We start from the raw sequence: 20719 nt of genomic DNA on the forward strand, positions 1-20719 counted from the left end.
TGGCAATCCTTTCCAAATGAAAGCCTGACCACAAGCCTTTTGATAAAAAGCTTGATCGAAAACCCTGAGTAATGGCAATCCTTTCCAAGGGAAAGCTTGACCACGGTTAGTGTCACTCTACCACCTTCTTTAGTCTATTTCCAAGGCTTATTCCGAACCAGGTTCCTATGAAGGTGTAGAGGAATCCGTCGATCAGTAGATTTACAGCTATGTACCAGTTGCTGTAGAATAGTCTGTAGAGTACCATCCAGACACTGAAGGACACATATCCGCTGATCACGTCCGCAAATCCGCAAATAATTCCCATTCTCAACCTGTTATCTGGAGCTGGATTTTTGCCGGTTACACCTGCAACATACAACAAAAATTCCAGGATTATCGCGTTGATTGACAGTGTTATAAAAGTTATAGGTGTGAAACTACCTGTTATGAAACCTCCAAGTAGAAACCTGACCATCATAAAAAGGCTTATAACTCCTGGTTTTGGAATCAGGACTACAAGAGAAGCAATGAGCATGTAAAGAAGAATCTCATTGAAGAGTCCTGTGAACAGGAAACTGAATGGTCCGAAGATTGCATGGGATAAATCCCACAGGATGGTCATAGGCAGGCTTATCGCTGCAAAAGAAACCGTGCCGAAAAGGGCAATTAGCACAAGATTGCGGGTTTTAAACCTGTCCATAATCTTCCTGGGTCTTGAGAAAAAAAATCCCAGGGCAGTAATTCCGAGTAAAGAGGCGGCAAACGTAGTTATTATAGGTCCCCACCGCCTTGAGATTGCAGTAATTTTTTGATCTTTTGTTACTGCAATCCAGTCGGTGCCTGTGAGTTTTACTTTAACTCTGAGAAGGTAGTCTCCGCCCATCGCATCCGGAGATATATATATAGGAAGGCTTATCAGTGAACTTGATCCTGGAGAAAGGGTTACGGTGGCATAGCACAAGGTGTCCGCTTTCATTCCCATAATATCGGGCTTAAACGCTTTTACAGGTTCACCGGTTTTTATGTCAAGAATGTCATATGTGACTATTACAGGAATTGTACTATTTCCGGCATTGGTAAGCTCTATTCCCATGTCAGTTGAAGTGAGTTCCTCTTTCTCTATCTTCAGGTCTGTAAACTCTAGCAGCTTTTTGAGTGCAGGGGATGTTTCCTGGACAACAAGGGTATTGGAAGGATGGCTGGGATCTCCATATCCGTCTTCGTCTGACGGTACTATGAGCTGGGATACTGAGACGTCATTTGCGACTTCTTCTTTTGAAGCAACTTTAAGCTGGGTTGTACGAACAATAGTATGTTTTGTTCCTTTAACATCAACAACTGCTTTTGCAGTTATGTTGTAAACCCCACAGGGGGTATCCGCAGGTATATAAAAGTCAACAAGCCTGTACCAGTCATCATACTCGGTCTGAAGTGAAAATGAATTCACCGAGGGCTCGTGAAGCACAAAACCTTTCGGTAAGTCAAGTTCCACTGTCACATTCATATTGCCGTCATAATAGCTTTCAAAGAAAAGATATGCAGAGAGCGTACTGTTCCCAACTGCAAGACCATTTCCTTCTACCCCGTGAGGAACCTGAATTGTGAATGTGGTCATATCTTCAGGTTTGAAATCCTCCTGCTGAACCTGTGCAGCTACGGGTTGTATGATTAACACAAGTACAAGGAGGAGAAAACCTATTTTTTTCATTCCACTACCTTTTTTCTTATTTGAGGATTTTTCGGATTTCCTTCATTTTCGCATCCCAATCAGGGACATCTTCAGAACTAATTATATCAACAGCTCCACCCTGAAATTCTCCTTCTCCTGCCAGTTCTTCCATCAAGCTCTCGATCTCAAGATAGGATTTTTTCAGCTTTTCAAGAAGCTCGGGGTCAGGCTCCCAGAGTCCTCTTGACTGCGCTTCAAGGAGCCGCCTGGACATTTCCTCGAGGGCATAGGGATTGTTCTCTTCAAAAAAGCGGCGCATTTCTTCATCAAGCACGAAGGTCTTTGTGATATCATCAAAAATCCAGTCGTCCACTTTTTGGGTGGAGGCCTCCCAGCCATAGACTCTTCCGACTCTTTTAGAAATGTCCTGCGCGCCTTTATATCCGTGCTGTTTCATGCCTTCAATCCATTTTGGATTTAAAAGCTTGGCTCTTACGACCCTTCGCATTTCATCAGCCATGTCTCGGATTTCAACGTGCTGAGGTTCTCGAGTATCGCCAAAGTAAACTTTTACATCTCTTCCGGAAGCCTGCTTGGCTGCAGCTGTAAAGCCTCCGTGGACCCCAAAGTAACAGCAGCATCCTAATAGGTCATACTCGTCGCTTACAACTTTATTAAAGGTAGCATCTACAGTCTTAAGGCTTGACGCAAGCTGAGTGTGAGCTTCCTTGCCTTTTACATCCTTTCCATAAGCATACCCATTCCAGTAAAGGAAGATGTCTGCCAGGTCTTTTTCGTCTTTCCAGGCACTTGCATAGACTGCAAGCTGAACTCCTGCCGAATAAGTCCCGGGTTTGCTCGAAAAGATCCTTAAAGTGGCATCCCTTGAATCCGCTCCTTCTTCAACCATCTGAAGGCTGTGTTTTCTTAGATAATTCATTTCCTCAGGTTCATCAAGAGAAGCCACAGCCTGGATTGCTTCGTCTATAACCTCAAGACAGTTTGGAAAATTGTCCCGTAGAATACCGGAAACTCGGACCGTAACGTCAATTCTGGGCCTGCTCAATTCTTTAAGGGGGATCACGGAGAACCCTTTCAGTTGTCCATTGTTTAGCCAGACTGGTTCAACCCCTATAAGGCTCATTATCTGGGCCATTCCTTCTCCATCAGCCCACATTACATCGTTTGCCATCCAGTAAAATCCCACATTCTCAGGGTACCGGCCTTCGTCTTCAATGTGCTTATTAATCAGAACCCCTGAGAGTTGCTGTCCTACCCTCCAGGCAGCTTTTGTCGGAATCCTTTTTGGGTCAAGTGAATAAAAATTCCTGCCTGTTGGCAGTACATCATCTCTTCCACGCATGATGAGGCCTGAAGGACCGGCAGGGATGTATCCTCCATCGAAACCGTGCAAAAGGGCTTCAATTTCAAGAGAGTCATCTATTCTGGATTCAAGGTCAAGGATTCTATCGCAGATCGAAGCGGCAGCCTGAAGAAGTGCGGGATTTATGCTCAGATTTTTAATTTCCTGCTTTTCAAAACCTTTTCCTTCAAAAATCTCTTCTATTATCCTGGTTGGCTCTATTTCAGAGTTATTTATCTCTTTGTTGACACCCTGTTCTTCAAATTTTTTTCCTTTGATATTCTGTTTTTCAAAGCTTTTTCCTTCAAAAATCTCTTTGATTATCCGGTCTGGCTCTTTTTCCGGGTTATTTATAAATGTTCTTATAAATTCTTTAGAGAGTGAATCTATCTCTTCAAGCAACTGTCCATTTGATTTTCCGTTTTTGGAAATCCGGCTCTGGTCAGAGATCAATTCATCAAGGTCAAGTTCCAGAAGTTCTGCAATCAACCTTCTAATCGAGACTTTGTTTCCCACACTTCCCTGGTCATCATACCTTAAAATCGAGTTTATGAATTCAACTTTTTTCTCGCCTTCAGGCATCTGTCCGAAGATATGCATCCCGCTCTGGATCTGGGTATTCCTTATCTTCCCAAGAGCTTCATGCGCTTTTCTTACTACCTCTTCAAAAGGAGTCTGGTCATCGGCTTTTATCTCGGAATTCAGATTCGATTTTTTGATCTCATCAAGGATCAGGTGCTTCAGGGCATGCTCACGTCCCTTATCGTGTTTTGCCTGTTCGTATTCCCCAAGCAGCCTGTCAAGTTCTGCAAGGTTTTCATAAAGCCCTCCTGAGGTCATGACAGTCTGCATATGGTCTATCAAACAAGCAAGGCTCCGGCGTTTGGCAATTGTACCTTCCGGAGGGTTGTCAGAGTTGTAGATATAGAGATGGGGAATTGTCCCTATGCTTATATCAGGATAGCAATCTCCTGAAAGCCCAACCCCTTTTCCTGGCAGGAACTCAAGGTTCCCATGGGTCCCAACATGTACGAGCACATCGGCTCCAAAGGTGTTTTCAAGATATCTGTAGGTCGCAAGGTACTGATGAGTTGGCGGAACTTCCGGGTCGTGCAGGATCCTGCATACTTTCCCATCACATCTGGCACCTGCACATCCTCGCTTTGGCTGCACACAGACCACGGAGTTTCCATACTGTACTCCTGTCACAACGAGTTTATTATCATATACCATGGCTGCAGGAATGCCGTCTACTTCTTCTCCAGGAGGGTTTCCCCAGCTCTCAATCACTCTTTGCTTTACTTTCGGGCTCAGGGTATTGAAAAATTTCTCATATTCTTCTTTTTCTACAAAATCAAGGGCTCCCCCGTTTTTTACGATCTCATTAATGGGAGTCCATCTGAACTCGGAAATTGCTTTTCTCTTGATAATGGTCTCAATAAGGTCTTTTCCGTTTTCAGGAGGATTAACGGTATAGCCTGCTTCCTGCATCCGGTTCAGTATCCTTGCCACGCTTTCGAGAGAATCAAGATTTGCAGCGTCTCCTACCGAACCTTCAACACCTGTGCAGGGTCTGTTGTGCAGGATAAAGGCGACTTTTCTCTGGTTGACCGGTTTTTTCCTGAGTTCGGTCCATTTTAAAATTCTGGATGCAAATTTTGAGCAGCGTTCTTCGATAGGAAAACGCCCCATGTAATTTCCTTCTTTTTTACCTGCTCCTATCATGATGGGTTCAATTCCGCCTTCAAACTCCGGGAGAGCCACACTCCATCCGATCTCAGTACTTAATCCCATTGACTCCTGCCACTCTTCAACAGTCATATAGTGTGAAGTTACAGGCTGGAAAACAGGGACGTCAAGCTTTCTCAGGACTTCTATGCCTTTTGCTGCGCACGATGCATTTCTCTCTTCGGTTTTACTGCTTGCAATAAAAAAAGGAGAAAGCTTTACAAGGCAATCTATAATGGGCCTGCCGTTTTCTATGAAATAATCCTCTATGACCTCATTCATTCCCCTGCTTCCAAGTTCCTCATCTTTCAAGGAATATGCAAAAACAGGGACAATCGATAGGTTAAGATTTTCTAACTCTTTTATCAGTTTTTTCTCTATCTCAAGTTCATTATTTACCCAGGAAGTTCGAGAGATAAGCAGTCCCACGGTTTTATCTTTCAAAGGCCCGTACCAGTTGAGATACTCTTCAACGTTTGAGAATATTTTCTCTGCATCCGGATGATATAGCCCATCCCATGGTATCTTTTCAGGAGGTTTTGTTTCAATCTCACATCCAAAAACTTCCTTTAAGAGATAGCGCAGCATATTGGCAAAGTTTTCCTGTCCTCCATAGATGATATAAGAAAAGCATGTAGCTGCAATCTCAAGTTTCACCGAAGAGAGGGTAAGTGAGGAAGGATCACTCCCTACACAGATTACAGGTACCCTCTTTTTTAACGGTTCAAGTTTTTCATAGAAATCTTCCCAGAAAGGGGTTGATGTATAGTATAGAAAGACCGCATCCGCATGTTCGCATGCAAGAAGAACCTTCTCAGCTTCTTCCGGATTATCTTCCAGAATTTTTGAATAGTGGGCTTCAAGCTCTATACTAAGATCGTTGGCAGCTTTGCGGAGAGTGGGAATATAGGAATTCCATGTTATTGAAATAATTTTCATATTTTTCTCCTCTTACGTAAGAACATGCACTTTGTACTCTCCCAGCACTGTGCCGTCATCAAGCCTTGCAGGAGCTTCCATGGCTGCAATATATTTTCCATTAGGGGAGATATCAGCCGCTATTGTAATTCCCTTGGTATTATAAACCTGGACAAGTTTAGAATTTGAACCTCCACTTTTTGATACGTCAAAGACATACACTCCATGGGCACTTCTATCCTTGGTCACCAGGTTCTGGGCTATAGGGACAACGAGATACCTGTCATTCATTGCACATTCCCCTGCATAGCCGTCCACTCTCCATTTCCACAGCAGGTTGCCGTCGGTATCATAGGCAAAGAGGCTGTTTCCGTTGGGATGTTCTATAGGAGCATCGTTGTTTTTGTCTTTGGAGAAAGTGCTGCCTATTGAGAAAATAAGGGTATTGTTGATAATATATGCATAATTCGCACTGCCGTAAATAGGGACTCCGCTTACTACAACCGGGGTTGAAATGTTTTCCTGCCATTTTACTTCTGGTACACTGGTTTCCATGATCCTGGAATTGTCAAATAAAAAGGCTCGTCCATCACTGGTCATTGTTATTATATTATTACCATCAGGAGTAATCTGGGTACTGTACCATATTGCTGAATAATCAAAAAATGGCTCAAGGGGCGGGATTGAATAGTTCCAGTACTCTTTTCCGGTATTTCCGTCCAGAACATGTACAGTTCCCTCTTTCCATTTGTCGGCGTTTGTAAAGCAGGTCGTCCCGAAAACAGCGTATTTTCCGTCAGGAGTGTTATCTATCCATGTAACTCCGGAGTCCATCAGTTCGGATTCAGGGAATTTCCAGCGCAAATTGCCTTCGGAGTCAAAAGAATAAACTATTCCCAAATACTTGTATTTCTCTCCTATGTAGCCACAAGCTCTACTGGCAGCAACATAGATGTTCCCTTTTGAATCCAGTTTTATTTTTTTCATGGCTGGCATGTGGTCAAGGTCTGAACCCAGATCCTGACCTGCTCCATATTTCCAGATTTCAGTTCCGTTTAAATCAAAGCAGTGAATAAAAGCATCCGGGCTATCTTCTAACCACATTTTTTCCGTCCTGGCTTGAATCGATCCAGTTTACACTCTGAGCATAGTTTTCATTTGCTGGAAGTTTCCAGGAAAGAGTGCCATCCGGGTTGAATTTGTACACCCTTGAAGCTAGCCCATACCCGGATTCTTTCCAATATCGACCTGCTGCAATGTATACAGCGTCATCAGCAGCCGTTATTTTGTATATGCAGGGCTGATATTTTGAGTTCGTACTGGTTCCCAGGTCATCGGCGCTTCTATAGCTGTGGATTTCATTTCCTGTACCGGCATCCAGAGAATAAATGTATCCGTCAGTACTCTTTTCCCCTGCAATCAGATACTTCCCGTCCTTCGAGAACGAAATGTCTGAAACATTTCCTCCTAAGGTTTTTTCCCATAGCAATTTTTTGTCTGGCACATCAATAACTGTCAGTTTTTTTCCTGTCCCAACAGCTACATACTTTCCGTCCTGGGTGTATGTTACACAGTCCTGGGCATTCGATTTTCCTTCACTGAGATTTTCTGGAGTTATATCTCCAAGTTCATACTCCCAGTAAATGTAAGGAGAAGATTTTTCAGAAGAGGTTAGATTTTCCTGACTCAGCTGGCCGCTTTCCTGAGCGCTATCATTTTTTAATATCTCTTCACTACTGTTATTTCCATTTTCACCGGAGGCTACAGTATTTGAAGATTCGCATCCCGAAGAAACCAAAAATAACAATAATAATATAGTTATCAGCCCAACAATACTCTTTTTCATTTTTAGACTCCTTTGATTACCCTTTGTCATTATCCGTATATCTTCAGGTCTGAGATGCTCAGAATATTCTGATGTTGCGTACTGTTGTCTCCAAAACCTGCACTCAATTTTTCAATCTTTATATTTTCAGCAGATCCGCAGTATTTTTTATAATCTTCGACGAGATTCCTTTCAACTGTACTCCTTGGAATTCCTGAGATTATAATCGATGGTGAAAATCGCCTTCGGTTTTCCTGATCCCTATAATATTCACCTTCGGATTGCGGATTCATGCTTCCCGCTGCAACATAGTAAATGGATTTGTGATCGCTGAATGTCACTTTTAACCAGAGACTGAATTTATCCAGATCCTGTCCGTTCCAGTTCCAGGAAATTTTTCCTGGAGACAGGCTCACATTTTTATTCCAAAATCCTTTCCCTGTCTGTGCCGAATTTGTTGTTTCAAGGTACAGTGCTCCATCTTTGCATCTTAGAAACTCTCCTTCAGAATTACAATTTTTGAAGTCTTCCTTATACACGGTTTTTTTCTCTGGCACGATTTGAGAATAAATTATCAAGCCTGCGAGGCTCAGGACTATAAACCCGAATATTATAGTCTTTCTGGAAATCATAATTGACCCTTATAGAAAGTGATTAATAAATATTTCGAAAATATTCTTAAATCATCTCATATAGTAATAATAAAATAAAAATTATGACTATTTTTTCTAATCAAATTTTCCTGTGATTCTAAGTTACTATGTCAATTCTCTATTCGATAATTCGTTTATTTTTAATGTTCTTTTTTATTTTTAATGTATTTTCCTATATTTCACTATCAATCAAGCCAAATATTAATTGTTGTTTTGATGCCTACTCTTCAAAATAAATCTTATTTGCATCATGTCCTCTTCCAACACCAATGATTATTTTATAACGTATAAATTACATTTCATAATTAAAAAACGAAATTGATATATATTGCTACCATATTTTTCACATTTATGACTTATGGTAACAAAAAAACCAGAATTTTTATCAATTTTTATATTATTTTTCTTATCTTATTGATTTTAATTGTTATTACTCCTGTGGAAGGTGCTATTGAACAACGAGGTCCGATTGTAAATATTTCAGCCGGAGAACATACAATTCTTAATGGGGAAAATTGTCCTGGATTTTATTATTCAACTTCTACTGGTACATACTATGAGTCGTTGGAGCTTAATTTCTCTGGAGACGGGCTTATTGATACGGGAAATGCAACTTATACCTCAAAAATCAGTTATGGTTCAACGGCTTTCTTTGGGAAGAAATACAAAGTCTTTGAAAATGGGTTGATCACTGAGAACCTGGTTAGCTATGGAAGTCGTGATCTTCAACGGGGTAATGATTATGATCTAGGAAATGGCTACAAACTGGTGCTTCGGGGGGTAAACAATGATTCTGCTCTCCTTGAACTTCAGCAAAACTCCGTCCCAGTTACCACGGAATCTCTTGAAGAAGGTTCAAAGTTCAAATTCAATGCTACAATAAACGGTACTAAATATACAATTCTGGAAGGAACTCTTAGCCGGGTTCTTGACAGTAAGGATCCAATTGTGAGTCTCTCAAGTGTAAGCCAGTATTCGACTGCACCGATTGAGATTAACGTTGGGGACCAGTATGGTAGTTTCGAGGTCACTGAAGCTACAGATAAAAAGATCGAATTGAAAAACAGAGTGCCTATAAGGATGCAGCCTGGAGATTATGTCACAATCCTTAAAGATTTGATTGATTTCAGAGTGGCTGATAATGTATACAGGGCATGCTCTTACAATATGACTAAAGACGTTATCAAGTCATATCAGATAAAAGGCACCTCTTTAACTGTAAATCGCTCGGATTCTTCTTCTGACTCCTGTGTCTGGACAGCTGATTCTTTTGGTATGCTCTATTATGATCTTGAAAACAATTTCAGTACAGAAAGGCTTGAACTTAATCTTAATGCTGAAGACGACTGGATTCCGGAAGGAGGTCTGGTTTATGAATCCTCGCCTGTCAAGGTTCCATACAAAAACCCGGAGATGAGGAATTATGGGGAAAATGCTTTTGATGGCGGATATTCTGTGCTTGGATGGGATGGTGAAAAATATGCATATCTTGGAGACGATCAGGGAATTGTAAATGTCCTTATGGATGATAACAATAGCAGATGTCTCTATTCCGGTGACGAATGGGACCTTGGTGAAGGATATACCCTGAGAGTAGATGATATAGAGTGGGATAAGGTCCATCTGACAGTTTTGAGAAATAATGCTACTGTTTACTCAAGCATAATATCTCCAGGGAAGTCAGCTGATCTGGGTACACATACTTTCCTGTACAATAAGACAATAAATGGTATTGACGTCCCCCTCTTTTCCATATATGTGAATAATGTCCTGGAGGGAAACGGACGCTCTGGTGTAAGCCTAAAATACCCACTACATTTTTCCGAAAGCCCTCTTGAAATAAAAGTAGGGGATACTTTTGGGGCACTTACTGTTGTTGAAACTTCCCCTAAAATCCGGCTTGAAAATGAAAATGCTCTCAATTTTGGTTCGGACCTTGAGGTTACGGAAGCAATCCACCTTGGGTCTTTTGAAAAGGAAACAGGAGGAAATCTCAATGTTACCTTTTTCCCCTTCATGAATAAGGTGGAAAAGGTAGATTCTGTTCTTCCTACAGTCACTCAGTGGACGATTCCGACAATGAGTGTTGAAGAATATCTTCTTGGAAACTAAAAGATATACTGAGGTTAAACCATGAAAAACCATAACGTTATTGTTTACCCTTTTACTGCAATAGTAGGGCAAGAGAAAATGAAGAAAGCTCTGATCCTGAACGCTATAAATCCAAAAGTTGGAGGAGTTCTGATCAGGGGTGAAAAAGGTACTGCCAAATCAACAGCTGTCCGGGCCCTTGCCAATCTCCTACCTGAAATACAGGTAGTTGAAGGCTGTAAATACCGCTGCGATCCTAATGATGTAAATGCAATGTGTGAAGAATGCTTGGAAAAGGTAAAAGCTGGGACTCTTAAGAGTTCTTCTATAAAAATGAAGGTTGTGGACCTGCCTGTAAGTGCCACCGAAGACCGCGTTGTAGGAACTCTTGATATCGAACATGCTATCAAGAAAGGAGAAAAACGCTTTGAGCCTGGTGTACTTGCTTATGCTCACAGGGGTATCCTGTACGTGGATGAGATTAATCTTCTGGATGACCATCTTGTAGATGTACTCCTCGATTCAGCAGCAATGGGAGTAAACACTGTTGAAAGAGAAGGAATTTCTTTCTCTCACCCTGCGAATTTTGTGCTTGTAGGCACCATGAACCCTGAAGAAGGAGAACTTCGACCTCAATTACTTGACCGTTTCGGTTTATGTGTAGATATAAAGGGAATCATGGATGTAGCCAGACGAGTGGAACTTATCAAATACAGGCTCAGCTATGAAACCGATCCTAAAGCTTTTGCAGCAGGCTGGCAGGCTGCAGAGTCCGAGCTTTGTGAACAGATTATTCTGGCGCAGAAATTACTTCCTGAAGTGAAGATCTCAGACAGCATGCTTGAATTGATCAGCCAGATCTGTGTTGATATGGGGGTTGATGGGCACAGGGCAGACATCACAATGATGAAAACCTCAATCACACTTGCAGCTTTTTACGGCAGGACTGAGGTTCTTGAAGAGGATGTAAAAGAAGCTGCAGAATTAGTCCTTCCTCACCGTATGCGCAGAAAACCGTTTGATAATTATTCTGATAAGCAGGATAAACTCGACGAGAGTATAGAGAAACAAAGGGAAAAGAAAAAGGAAAAAGAAAAGGAAAAAGAAAAAAATAAAAACGAACAGCAAAAAAAAGAGCATAACGAGCAGTCAGGAAAAGAACAGGCCCTTTCCGAAGAGCAGAAATCAGATAACCCAGAGGACAGCACCGGGGAACAACCGGATGCTTCCTCAGAAACTATTTTTGCAACAGGAGAGAGTTACCAGATAAAGCAATTTTCTCCTGATTTTCGCAGAGAGAACCGAAATGGATCAGGTCGGCGCAGCAAAACCCTGACGAAATCCACACAGGGCAGGTATATTAAGAGTAAAATCCCAGAGGAGAAAACAACGGATCTTGCTTTTGATGCTACCCTGAGGGCAGCTGCACCTTATCAGCTTGTAAGGGAAAAAAACGGAAACTCCATAGTCATTCATGAATCGGATTTCAGGCAAAAAGTCCGTGAGAAAAAGATAGGAAACCTTGTACTCTTTGTTGTGGATGCTAGCGGTTCAATGGGGGCTCAGCAGCGGATGGTAGCTTCTAAAGGTGCAGTTCTTTCAATGTTGATGGACGCCTACCAGAAACGTGATAAAGTGGGACTTATTGCTTTTAAGGGGACAGGAGCAGAGTTGTTGCTGCCACCAACTTCCAGTGTGGAAATGGCACAAAAATATCTGGAGGAACTGCCAACCGGGGGAAAGACCCCCCTTTCCCATGGGCTGATGAAAGGCTATGAAACCATACATGCAGAACTCCGACGTGACCCTGATACCTGTCCTTTTATGGTTCTGATCTCTGACGGAAGGGCAAATGTCAGTATGAATGGTGAAGCTCCTCTCCAGGAATCAAAAACAATAGCTTCCATGTTTAGAAAGGAATGCATACAATCTGCAGTTATTGATACGGAAAGCAGCATTATTAAATTCGGGCTTGCTCAGGAAATTTCCAATGCGCTTGGAGCCAAATATCTTGCACTTGAGGACTTGAAGGCAGATTCAATAGTTGAAGCTGTTCGATCTTCAGCTCCTTTTGAATTTTCAGTTCCTTCAGCCAACTTTTCAAGTTGAAGGGACTTGTCAATAGAAGTTCTCAATATCTTGAATTATAGGGTTATGGCCTGTTAGTCTTTACTTTTTTGTTTTATCTTTCTTATCTTACTATGTCTTTCTGCAGTTGATTCCTCTTCCTTTGTGGTTCTGAAAGCGGGCATATACTTATAATATTACTCTTAATAATGATTAGTTACAGAACCTAGTTACAGAACCCAAATTAAGCATTTTACAGGGAGTCTTGGTAATGACTGATGATCTGAAATCTGTTTATCACTTGTTTAACCCCGAAAAAGCACTTTTTGACGAGGAACTGAAGAAATACTATGTTGAAATTGGGGAAAACGAGACACGAATTTCAAAGCTTAAGACACGCCTGGAGCTGGGACTGGAGACCGGAGAACACATTAAAATTCTGTTCACTGGTCATAGGGGTTCAGGAAAATCAACTGCTTTAAACAGACTTGTTTCACATTTAAGTGATCAGTTTTTCGTTGTAAATTATAACGTTATGAAATTACTAGATCTTAACGATATCAATTATACTGATGTACTTCTTTCTATTCTCGCACAACTGATTGAAAACTCTAAGGTAAATAAAATATTTCTCAAAAGCGATTTAGTTGAGCGAGCGAACAAATGGGGTCAGACAATAACTGAACATCTGATTTCTAATACAAAGGAAGGTCTTGGTATTGGAGTTGGCTTGCCTGCTCTTATCAATATTTTCACATGGATGAAAAACGAAACGGAGACCAGAAAAGAAATTCGAAAAGAAATCGGTCCTCGAGTTTCAGAATTAATCAGCATCATCAATGATATTGTTGCTGAAATCGAATGTACCGGAAAGCAAGTGCTTGTAATTATTGATAATCTGGAAAAATCAGATCCTGACAAAGCCCTGGATTTATTTGGGAATCATGGTACGCAGCTATCTCAGCCAATATGCAATATCATATACACTTTTCCTATTTCATTAAAAAGTTCGGACAGATTTACACAGATCCGTCTGAATTTCAGCGACGATATCATGTATCCCAATATCAAAGTCCATGAACCAGATGGTAGTGTGAACCGGGAATCAAAAGAGCGTGCGCTCATGAAAGAGATCGTCGCAAAAAGGGTGAATTCTAACCTTTTTGAATCTGAAGCCCTTGAATATATTATTGATATGAGCGGGGGAGTTCTGAGAGACTACATCAGAATTATTCGAGATTCGGCTGTCACTGCCCTTACGAGAGGAAAAACGGTTATTGATAAGGCTGTTGCAGAAGAAGTGGTCAATGATCTCAAGAATACTTTTCAGGCTCAGCTAAGCGATGAAGACTATGACGTTCTTCTTGAAGTTTCCCGTTCCAAAAGTATAAAACGGGATCAGGGTCTTGTAGGCCTGCTTCACAATCTGAGCGTCCTGGAATATACAAACGGGAGAAATTGGTGTGACCTGCATCCCATTGTCCGTACCATTCTTGAAGAGAAACATTTGCTACAGCAGAATGCAAGTAGCGATTAATTCTACTTTTGTTAATTTATATTCTGGTGGGGAAAGTAAACGGATTTTGTATTTATCAAATTTGCATTACAAAAAATAAATGAAACCAATGTTATAGGCCTTCAAAAGAGGTGTGAATATGGAGCTTGAACCTGAACATCTTTACAAACTGGATAAACTGGTCACTCTCCTAAGTATCTCAGAAGACCTTTCAATTGTGTTTGTGCGCTGCAATGAACCAGTTCTCTGCAATGCGCTCTATACGGAGACTGTTAAAAGGCTGGAAGGCGAACTTTTTATTTATGATATCAACATGAGTGAGTCTTCTCCTGATCTTTTGAAGTTGCTAAACGAGGCGAAAGCATCGGAATTATATACTCAAAACATAAAAGGAAATAAAAAGGTAGCATTCTTCGTTTTTGGATTAGATAAAGCAATAGAGAAAAAGACCAGTGAGGGAAAATCTGAAGCGCTTCTTCTTTTGAATATGATGCGAGAGCGCTTTCTGACCATTGAAAATCCTGTAATAATCTGGATTAACAGTATTTCTCTTTCAAAAATCCTCAAAGAAGCGCCGGATTTTTTTTCCTGGCGTACCACTGTCCTTGAATTTGACATGAAAAAAGAAGAAGTTGTAAGAGCAGCTATTGATTTTGGTGACACGGAGCTTGAATCCTTAAGCAAAAAGGAACTTGAAGACAGGTGGGAGTATTACTCTCGCCTATTGAAGGAATATCACGAAAAAGGAACAATTGATTCTCAAAAGTTTGCTTACTGGAATTACAAGCTTGGAATGATTAAATTGCTCAGAGGCTATTCTAAAGAAGCGATAACCTATTTTCAAGAATCTCTTAAAATTTCCCGGCAGATAGGGGATCGTCGTGGAGAATGCGCAGTCCTTGGAAAACTTGGGAATGCCTGTAGTGACGTTGGCGAAGTGAAAAAAGCTATTGAATATTATGAGCGTGCTCTTTTTATTTCACATGAAGTCGGTGATCAACACAGTGATGGAGTACTTCTTGGCAACCTTGGTAGTTCCTACCTCCATCTCGGTGAAGTTACTAAAGCTATCGAATATTATGAGCAGGCTCTTCTAATTTCTCGAAAAATTGGAGATCGGCGTGGAGAAGGAATAAATCTTGGCAACCTTGGTAGTTCCTACCTCCATCTTGGTGAAGTTACTAAAGCTATTAAATATTATGAGCAGGCTCTTGTAGTTTCTCGAGAAATTGGTGATCGACGCAATGAGGGTGGGCTCCTTAGCAACCTTGGTAGTTCCTACTTCCATCTAGGTGAAGTTACTAAAGCTATCGAATATTATGAGCAGGCTCTTTTAATTTCTCGAGAAATTGGTGATCGACGCGCAGAAGGAAATAATCTTGGCAACCTAGGTAGTTCTTATCATTCTCTTGGCGAAGTTACTAAAGCCATCGAATATTATGAGCAGGCTCTTGTAGTTTCGCGAGAAACTGGCGATCTGAATGGGGAGGAAAATCATCTTGGTAACCTTGCTAGTTTCTATTATTATCTTGGTGAGATGAAGAAGGCTCTTGGATATTATGAACAGGCTCTTTTAATTTCGCGTAAAATTGGTGATCGACGTGGTGAAGAAACTCACCTTGGTAACCTTGGTAACGCTTTGCGAAATCTTGGTGAAGTCACCAAGGCTATTGAATATTATGAACAGGCTCTTTTAATTTCACGTGAAATTGGTGATAAGCGTGGAGAAGAAAATCATCTTGGTAGGCTTGGGGTTGCCTATAGTGATCTTGGTGAGATGAAGAAGGCTCTCGGATATTACGAACAGGCTCTTTTAATTTCACGTGAAATTGGCGATCGGCGTGGTGAAGAAACTCACCTTGGCGACCTCGGTAATATCTATAATGATCTTGGTGAAATTGCTAAAGCTATTGAATGTTATGAGCAGGCTCTTTTAATTTCACGTGAAATTGGTGACCGACACGGAGAAGGAAGTCATCTGAATAACCTTGGTAACTCTTACTATCGTCTTGGTGAAATCAAGAAAGCTATTGAATATTATGAACAGGCTCTTTTAATTTCACGTGAAGTAGGTGATCGACATGGGGAAGGAAACCGGCTTGGAAATCTAGGCAACGCATACGAAGATCTTGGTGAATTTACTAAAGCGATTAAATATTATCAGCAGGCACTTGCAATTTCAAAAAAAACTGGATATCGGCGTGGGGAAGGACACCACCTTTGCAACATTGGTACTTCATACAGCAATCTTGGTGAATTCACTAAATCTATCGAATATTACGAGCAAGCTCTTATTATCTCTCAGGAAATTGGTGATAGGCGCAACGAAGAATCAATTCTTGGTAATCTTGGTAGTTCCTATGGTTCTCTTGGTGAAATAAATAAAGCATTTGGATATTTTGAGCGAGCTCTTTCAATTTCGCGAGAAGTTGGTGATCGACACGGGGAAGCCAGATGGCTTTGCAATCTTGGCGTTATTTATCTGCAATTTGGTGACCTAAATAAAGCAATTGAATTTCTCGAAATGTCTCTTCTAATAGGCAAAGAACTCAAAGATCCTATAATAATTGATTTGTGTGAACACCAATTAAACTCTCTTAAAAAACAAGTAAATAAAATTTAATTTCTTTTTCTGAAATTCTTCTCTCTCTATTAAGTTTTCAACCTCTTTTTTTCTTTATATATGTACTGTTTTTTTTCAAAAACACAACAAAAGATATATGTCTATCTAAAAACGTAAACCATGCCTATGGATTTCCAGATCTTGGATGCAGACTATGAAGTCATTAATGACAGCAGCCCTGTAATCCGCCTCTTTGGCAGGGGAGCGGACGGGAAGAGCGTTTGCTGTTTTGTTCCCGATTTTGAACCTTATTTTTATCTCAAGGCGTCTGGAGACCTTAATACCGTAGCCAGGCTTGTCGAAGAGACTTTCACGCAAGTTAAAAAAGTAGAAATTGTTGAAAAATTCGAGCCTATTGGGTATCAGAAAACAAAAACAAAGATGCTCAGGGTTACTACCCACTTGCCCAGAGAGGTGCCCGAGATCAGGGACGAGATTCTGAAGCTTCAGGAAGTACTGAAGGCTGAAGGCAAATGGGAAGTCTATGAGACTGATATTCTCTTCAGAAATCGTTTTTTAATTGATAAAGATCTTGGAGGTATGGTCTGGGTATCTGCAGAAGGGGGATCCGTTGACCCTGCAAAATATATCCGTACAAATGGTTCAGGAAATTCTCGCTGTGAAAAGTTTACATGTGATACTTCAATCCTTGCATCCGGGTTCAATAAAGTTGAAAATCTGACTCTCGCCCCACTGAAGTATCTGGCTTTTGATATTGAATGCCTGCCTCTTGATGGAGGAATGCCTTCTCCTGAGGTTTCCCCCATAATCATGATCAGCTTTTCTTTTGAGCCTGAGTATAAAGGACATAAAACCCTTGTGCTTCTGGCAAAACCTGTGGAAGGTCTGAATTCCGATGTCTGGTCTTACACGGACGAGACTGAAATGCTAAATCAGTTTTTCGAGATCTTCTGCGATTATGACCCTGACATTGTAATTGGATATAATCACCAGGATTTCGATATTCCTTACATAACGGATAGAGTAAAAACTCTGGTTTCAGAAGGGAAAGCAATAAACCCTGTTGTTGGCCGGGACGGCAGCAAAATAGGTTACAGAAAATTCGGGCTTATTACCCGCACCGAAATGAAGGGCCGGGTGGTTGTGGATGCACTTCCTCTGGTAAGAAGAGCTTTCAGTCTGAAGCAGTACACCCTGCGAGCGGTTTCAAAGGAACTCCTGAGCCGTGAAAAACTGGATGTTCCCCCTCTTGAAATGGAAGAGTACTGGCTCGATAAAGGGGAAAAATTCAAAAAATTCGTTGACTATTCACGCAGGGACGCAGAGCTTGCCCTGGAACTTATTCTTAATTTAAGACTCCTTGACAAATATGTGGCCCTTGCCCAGGTAAGCGGAAGTCTGCTTCAGGAAGTTGTTGATGGAGGCCAGACTTCGATGGTTGAAACGCTTCTTCTCAAAGAGTTCGGGCTCCGCGATAGAGTTCTCCTTCCAAAGCCTGATGATGGAGTTTCAGCCGAGAGATATGCAATGAGTTCCGACCTCAAGGGTGGGGAAGTACTGGAACCTAAAAAAGGCCTTCTGGAAAATGTGCTTATTCTTGACTACAAGTCTCTTTACCCAACTATAATGATGGCACATAACCTGTGCTATACTACAGTAGTTACGGGTGACAGGTCAGATGGTGTGACCATTAGACCTCCGTCGGGAGGAGAGTTTGTGCCTTCCGAGGTTTACAAGGGAATCGTGCCTTCTATTCTCGAAGATTTGCTTAACAAGAGGACAAAGACAAAGAAACGGATGAGGGGAGCCTCTAATGAAAATGAGTATAGAGTACTTGATGCTACTCAACTCGCCTTGAAAATCCTGTTAAACAGTTTTTATGGTTATTCCGGATATGCCAGGGCAAGGCTCTACAGCCTGACTCTTGCAAATGCCGTAACCAGCTTTGGAAGAAGCAATATTCTCAATACGCGGGAAATTATTAACAGCACTATCGGAAAAATAATTCTCAGGAATAAAACAGCTCTACTCCTTGATGAAGCAGGAAAACTTTCTCCCCCGGATAGAGTAGTTGAACTGTCGGTTGCCTACGGAGATACTGACAGTGTTTTTGTCCACTGTAAATCCAGCGGAGATCTCTCTCTTGAAGAGGTTAGCCTTATAGGTAACAGGCTTGCAAATATCGTTTCTGTGTCTTTGCCTGACCCGATGGAACTTGAATTTGAGTCGATTGCTAAGCGTGCCCTTCTTATTGCAAAGAAACGCTATGCTCTCTGGTTTTTTGAGCCAAAAAATTCAGGTTGGGAAGATAAGATTAAGGTTAAAGGCATGGAAACCGTCCGAAGAGACTGGTGCGAATTAACCTCGATAACTCTCAATAGAGTTCTTGAGCTTGTGTTGATAGAAGGTGATGTTGACCAGGCTGTGGAATATGTCCGCCAGATAGTCAGCAAGGTCCGGAATCTCGATCCTGCAAAAGACTCCGAGATCGTCGAAAGCCTTGTTCTCACACGCACTCTTACAAGGAAAATTGAAAGTTATAAAAACAAGCAGCCTCACCTTACAGTTGCTGAAAATCTGAAAAAAAGGACTGGGGTTGTACCTTCTATAGGAACAAGAATACCTTTTGTCATTACCGCAGGAAAAGGACTCTTTGTTGACCGGGCTGAAGATCCAGACTATGTAAGGGAGAACAATATCTCTATAGATGTCGATTATTATATTAAGAAGCAGATACTCCCTCCAGTGGAACGCATTCTTGAGGTTTTCGGGGTTAAGATGTCTTCACTTGACTTTGATTCCAAACAAAAAGGACTATTTGATTTTGAAGCTAAGAAGCCTGAAGTAAAGAAACAGGAAAAACCCTCTTCAGAAAAGGAAAGTAAGGTAAAGGTTCAGGAACAGAATTTATGCGAGAAGAATGGGCATGCATCTCAGAGTTCTCTCTTTGATTTTTGAACCTGCACTTTTTTGTTCTGATTTTGTGTTTTTTTAAGTGCTCATATTACTTTTACATCTTTTACATATTCCCAAGTTGGCTTTTAATCTCTGCTCTTTCTGTTTCTGGGCTTCAATCAATTTTTTGCCTGCTATTGATCTCTTATACCGATTTAACATGAAAGTACTGTGATTTGAAAAGTACTTTCATTTCTTTGTGCCTGTTATTTGAAGAGTTTCATATTTGTTTCCTTGATGCTATTTCTCTTTTTGTCTATTTTTTCTTTCCTCCCTTTATTTATACTTTATATAGAATCTATATATTATCTTATTTTATTTCTCCTATTTCATTCATACGTACTTCTCTATATTCTATGAAGCGAATCTTTATATATTTTTCATTTATTGTGCATTATACTGGAAACGACTTAGATAAATGCAAATTTTATTTGTTACTTATAGGAGTGTCTGTACACATGGTAAATACATTAAAAAAATATACAGTTCTCATATTATTGATGATTGGGCTCGTGTTCCTGGGAATTGGGTGTACCGGAACTAAAAATAATGAAGGGCCTTCCTCTGCAGAAGAAACTCCTGCAGGTGAATCTCAAAGCATTTTATTGAAAGGTTCAGATACAGTTCTGCCTCTTGCTCAGGCTGAAGCTGAAGAATTTATGAATGAAAACACTGGAAAAAGCATAACAGTTACTGGTGGCGGGTCCGGAGTCGGGATTTCTGCGCTCATTGACGGTGAAGTAAATATTGCTTCAGCATCCAGAGAAATGACCGAAGACGAAATTAAATCTGCTGAAGCAAAAGGAATCAATCCTGTTAAAACTACTATTGCTTCTGACGGCATTACTGTAATTGTAAACCCTTCTAACCCTGTTTCCAACTTTACATTTGACCAGCTGCGTGGTATCTATAATGGAAGTATCAGCAACTGGAAGGAAGTTGGTGGAACTGATGCACAAATTTCTGTGATTTCCAGAGATAGCAGTTCCGGAACTTATAAAGACTTCCAGAAAGACGTTTTGCAAGGTGACGAATATCGGCCTGATGCCCTTACTCAGCCTGCTACGGGAGGCATAGTTACTGAGGTATCTCAAAATACCAATGCGATAGGCTATATCGGTTTTGCATACCTTGACAGCAGTGTAAAGGCATTAAGCCTGGACAAAGGTAATGGGTCTGTAACTCCAACTGCAGAATCTATACGTAATGGCTCATACCCGCTTTCAAGATCTCTCTACTTCTACACCAATGGGGAACCCTCAGGCTTAACAAAGGAATTCACCGATTTTGTGTTGAGCGAAAAAGGGCAGAGCATTGTGAGCACGGTCGGGTATATTCCACTAAAAAAGTAAAGCAACCTCTAAACTA

11 protein-coding genes are annotated in these 20719 nt (G+C 41.0%); 6 read left to right on the top strand and 5 right to left on the bottom strand.

Annotated elements, in window-relative coordinates:
- Nucleotides 1–112: 112 nt before the first annotated feature.
- From MSBRM_RS03510 to MSBRM_RS03530, 5 genes are read right to left on the bottom strand one after another with little or no spacing between them, the layout of a single operon-like run.
- Complete coding sequence (locus MSBRM_RS03510) at nt 113–1690, bottom strand: hypothetical protein (protein WP_048119800.1); 1578 nt, start codon at nt 1688–1690, stop codon at nt 113–115.
- Between the two features lie 16 nt (nt 1691–1706).
- Entirely contained in the window at nt 1707–5681 is a 3975-nt protein-coding gene (gene cobN / locus MSBRM_RS03515) for a cobaltochelatase subunit CobN (RefSeq protein ID WP_048154558.1), read from the bottom strand.
- A 12-nt stretch (nt 5682–5693) separates the two neighbouring features.
- Entirely contained in the window at nt 5694–6764 is a 1071-nt protein-coding gene (locus tag MSBRM_RS22190; RefSeq protein WP_230669017.1) for a PQQ-binding-like beta-propeller repeat protein, read from the bottom strand.
- Nucleotides 6748–7506, bottom strand: a complete 759-nt coding sequence (locus MSBRM_RS22195; RefSeq protein ID WP_230669019.1) for an outer membrane protein assembly factor BamB family protein — start codon at nt 7504–7506, stop codon at nt 6748–6750. The genes MSBRM_RS22190 and MSBRM_RS22195 overlap by 17 nt, the downstream gene beginning before the upstream one ends.
- 29 nt (nt 7507–7535) lie before the next feature.
- Nucleotides 7536–8117 (bottom strand): hypothetical protein, encoded by a 582-nt coding sequence (locus MSBRM_RS03530; RefSeq protein WP_048154561.1) that lies wholly within the window; start codon nt 8115–8117, stop codon nt 7536–7538.
- A gap of 459 nt (nt 8118–8576) precedes the next feature.
- Between MSBRM_RS03530 and MSBRM_RS03535 the strand changes: the two genes are divergently transcribed.
- The 6 genes from MSBRM_RS03535 (at nt 8577) to MSBRM_RS03560 (ending at nt 20703) form a co-directional block, all read left to right on the top strand.
- Nucleotides 8577–10250 carry an S-layer protein domain-containing protein gene (locus tag MSBRM_RS03535; protein ID WP_230669021.1) on the top strand — a complete coding sequence of 558 codons (1674 nt, stop codon included), beginning with the start codon at nt 8577–8579 and terminating at the stop codon, nt 10248–10250.
- Nucleotides 10251–10271: 21 nt separating this feature from the next.
- Complete coding sequence (locus MSBRM_RS03540) at nt 10272–12338, top strand: putative cobaltochelatase (protein WP_048154567.1); 2067 nt, start codon at nt 10272–10274, stop codon at nt 12336–12338.
- A gap of 229 nt (nt 12339–12567) precedes the next feature.
- Nucleotides 12568–13833 (top strand): P-loop NTPase fold protein, encoded by a 1266-nt coding sequence (locus MSBRM_RS03545; RefSeq protein WP_048154570.1) that lies wholly within the window; start codon nt 12568–12570, stop codon nt 13831–13833.
- A gap of 118 nt (nt 13834–13951) precedes the next feature.
- Nucleotides 13952–16435: a tetratricopeptide repeat protein gene (locus MSBRM_RS03550; RefSeq protein ID WP_052712677.1), complete on the top strand. Its 2484-nt coding sequence runs from the start codon at nt 13952–13954 to the stop codon at nt 16433–16435.
- A 120-nt stretch (nt 16436–16555) separates the two neighbouring features.
- Nucleotides 16556–19354 (top strand): DNA-directed DNA polymerase, encoded by a 2799-nt coding sequence (locus MSBRM_RS03555; protein WP_048154573.1) that lies wholly within the window; start codon nt 16556–16558, stop codon nt 19352–19354.
- A 455-nt stretch (nt 19355–19809) separates the two neighbouring features.
- Nucleotides 19810–20703, top strand: coding sequence for a phosphate ABC transporter substrate-binding protein (locus tag MSBRM_RS03560; RefSeq protein WP_048119789.1), 894 nt, complete (start codon nt 19810–19812; stop codon nt 20701–20703).
- Nucleotides 20704–20719 lie beyond the last annotated feature (16 nt).

This window comes from Methanosarcina barkeri MS, from assembly GCF_000970025.1.
Classification (GTDB): domain Archaea; phylum Halobacteriota; class Methanosarcinia; order Methanosarcinales; family Methanosarcinaceae; genus Methanosarcina; species Methanosarcina barkeri.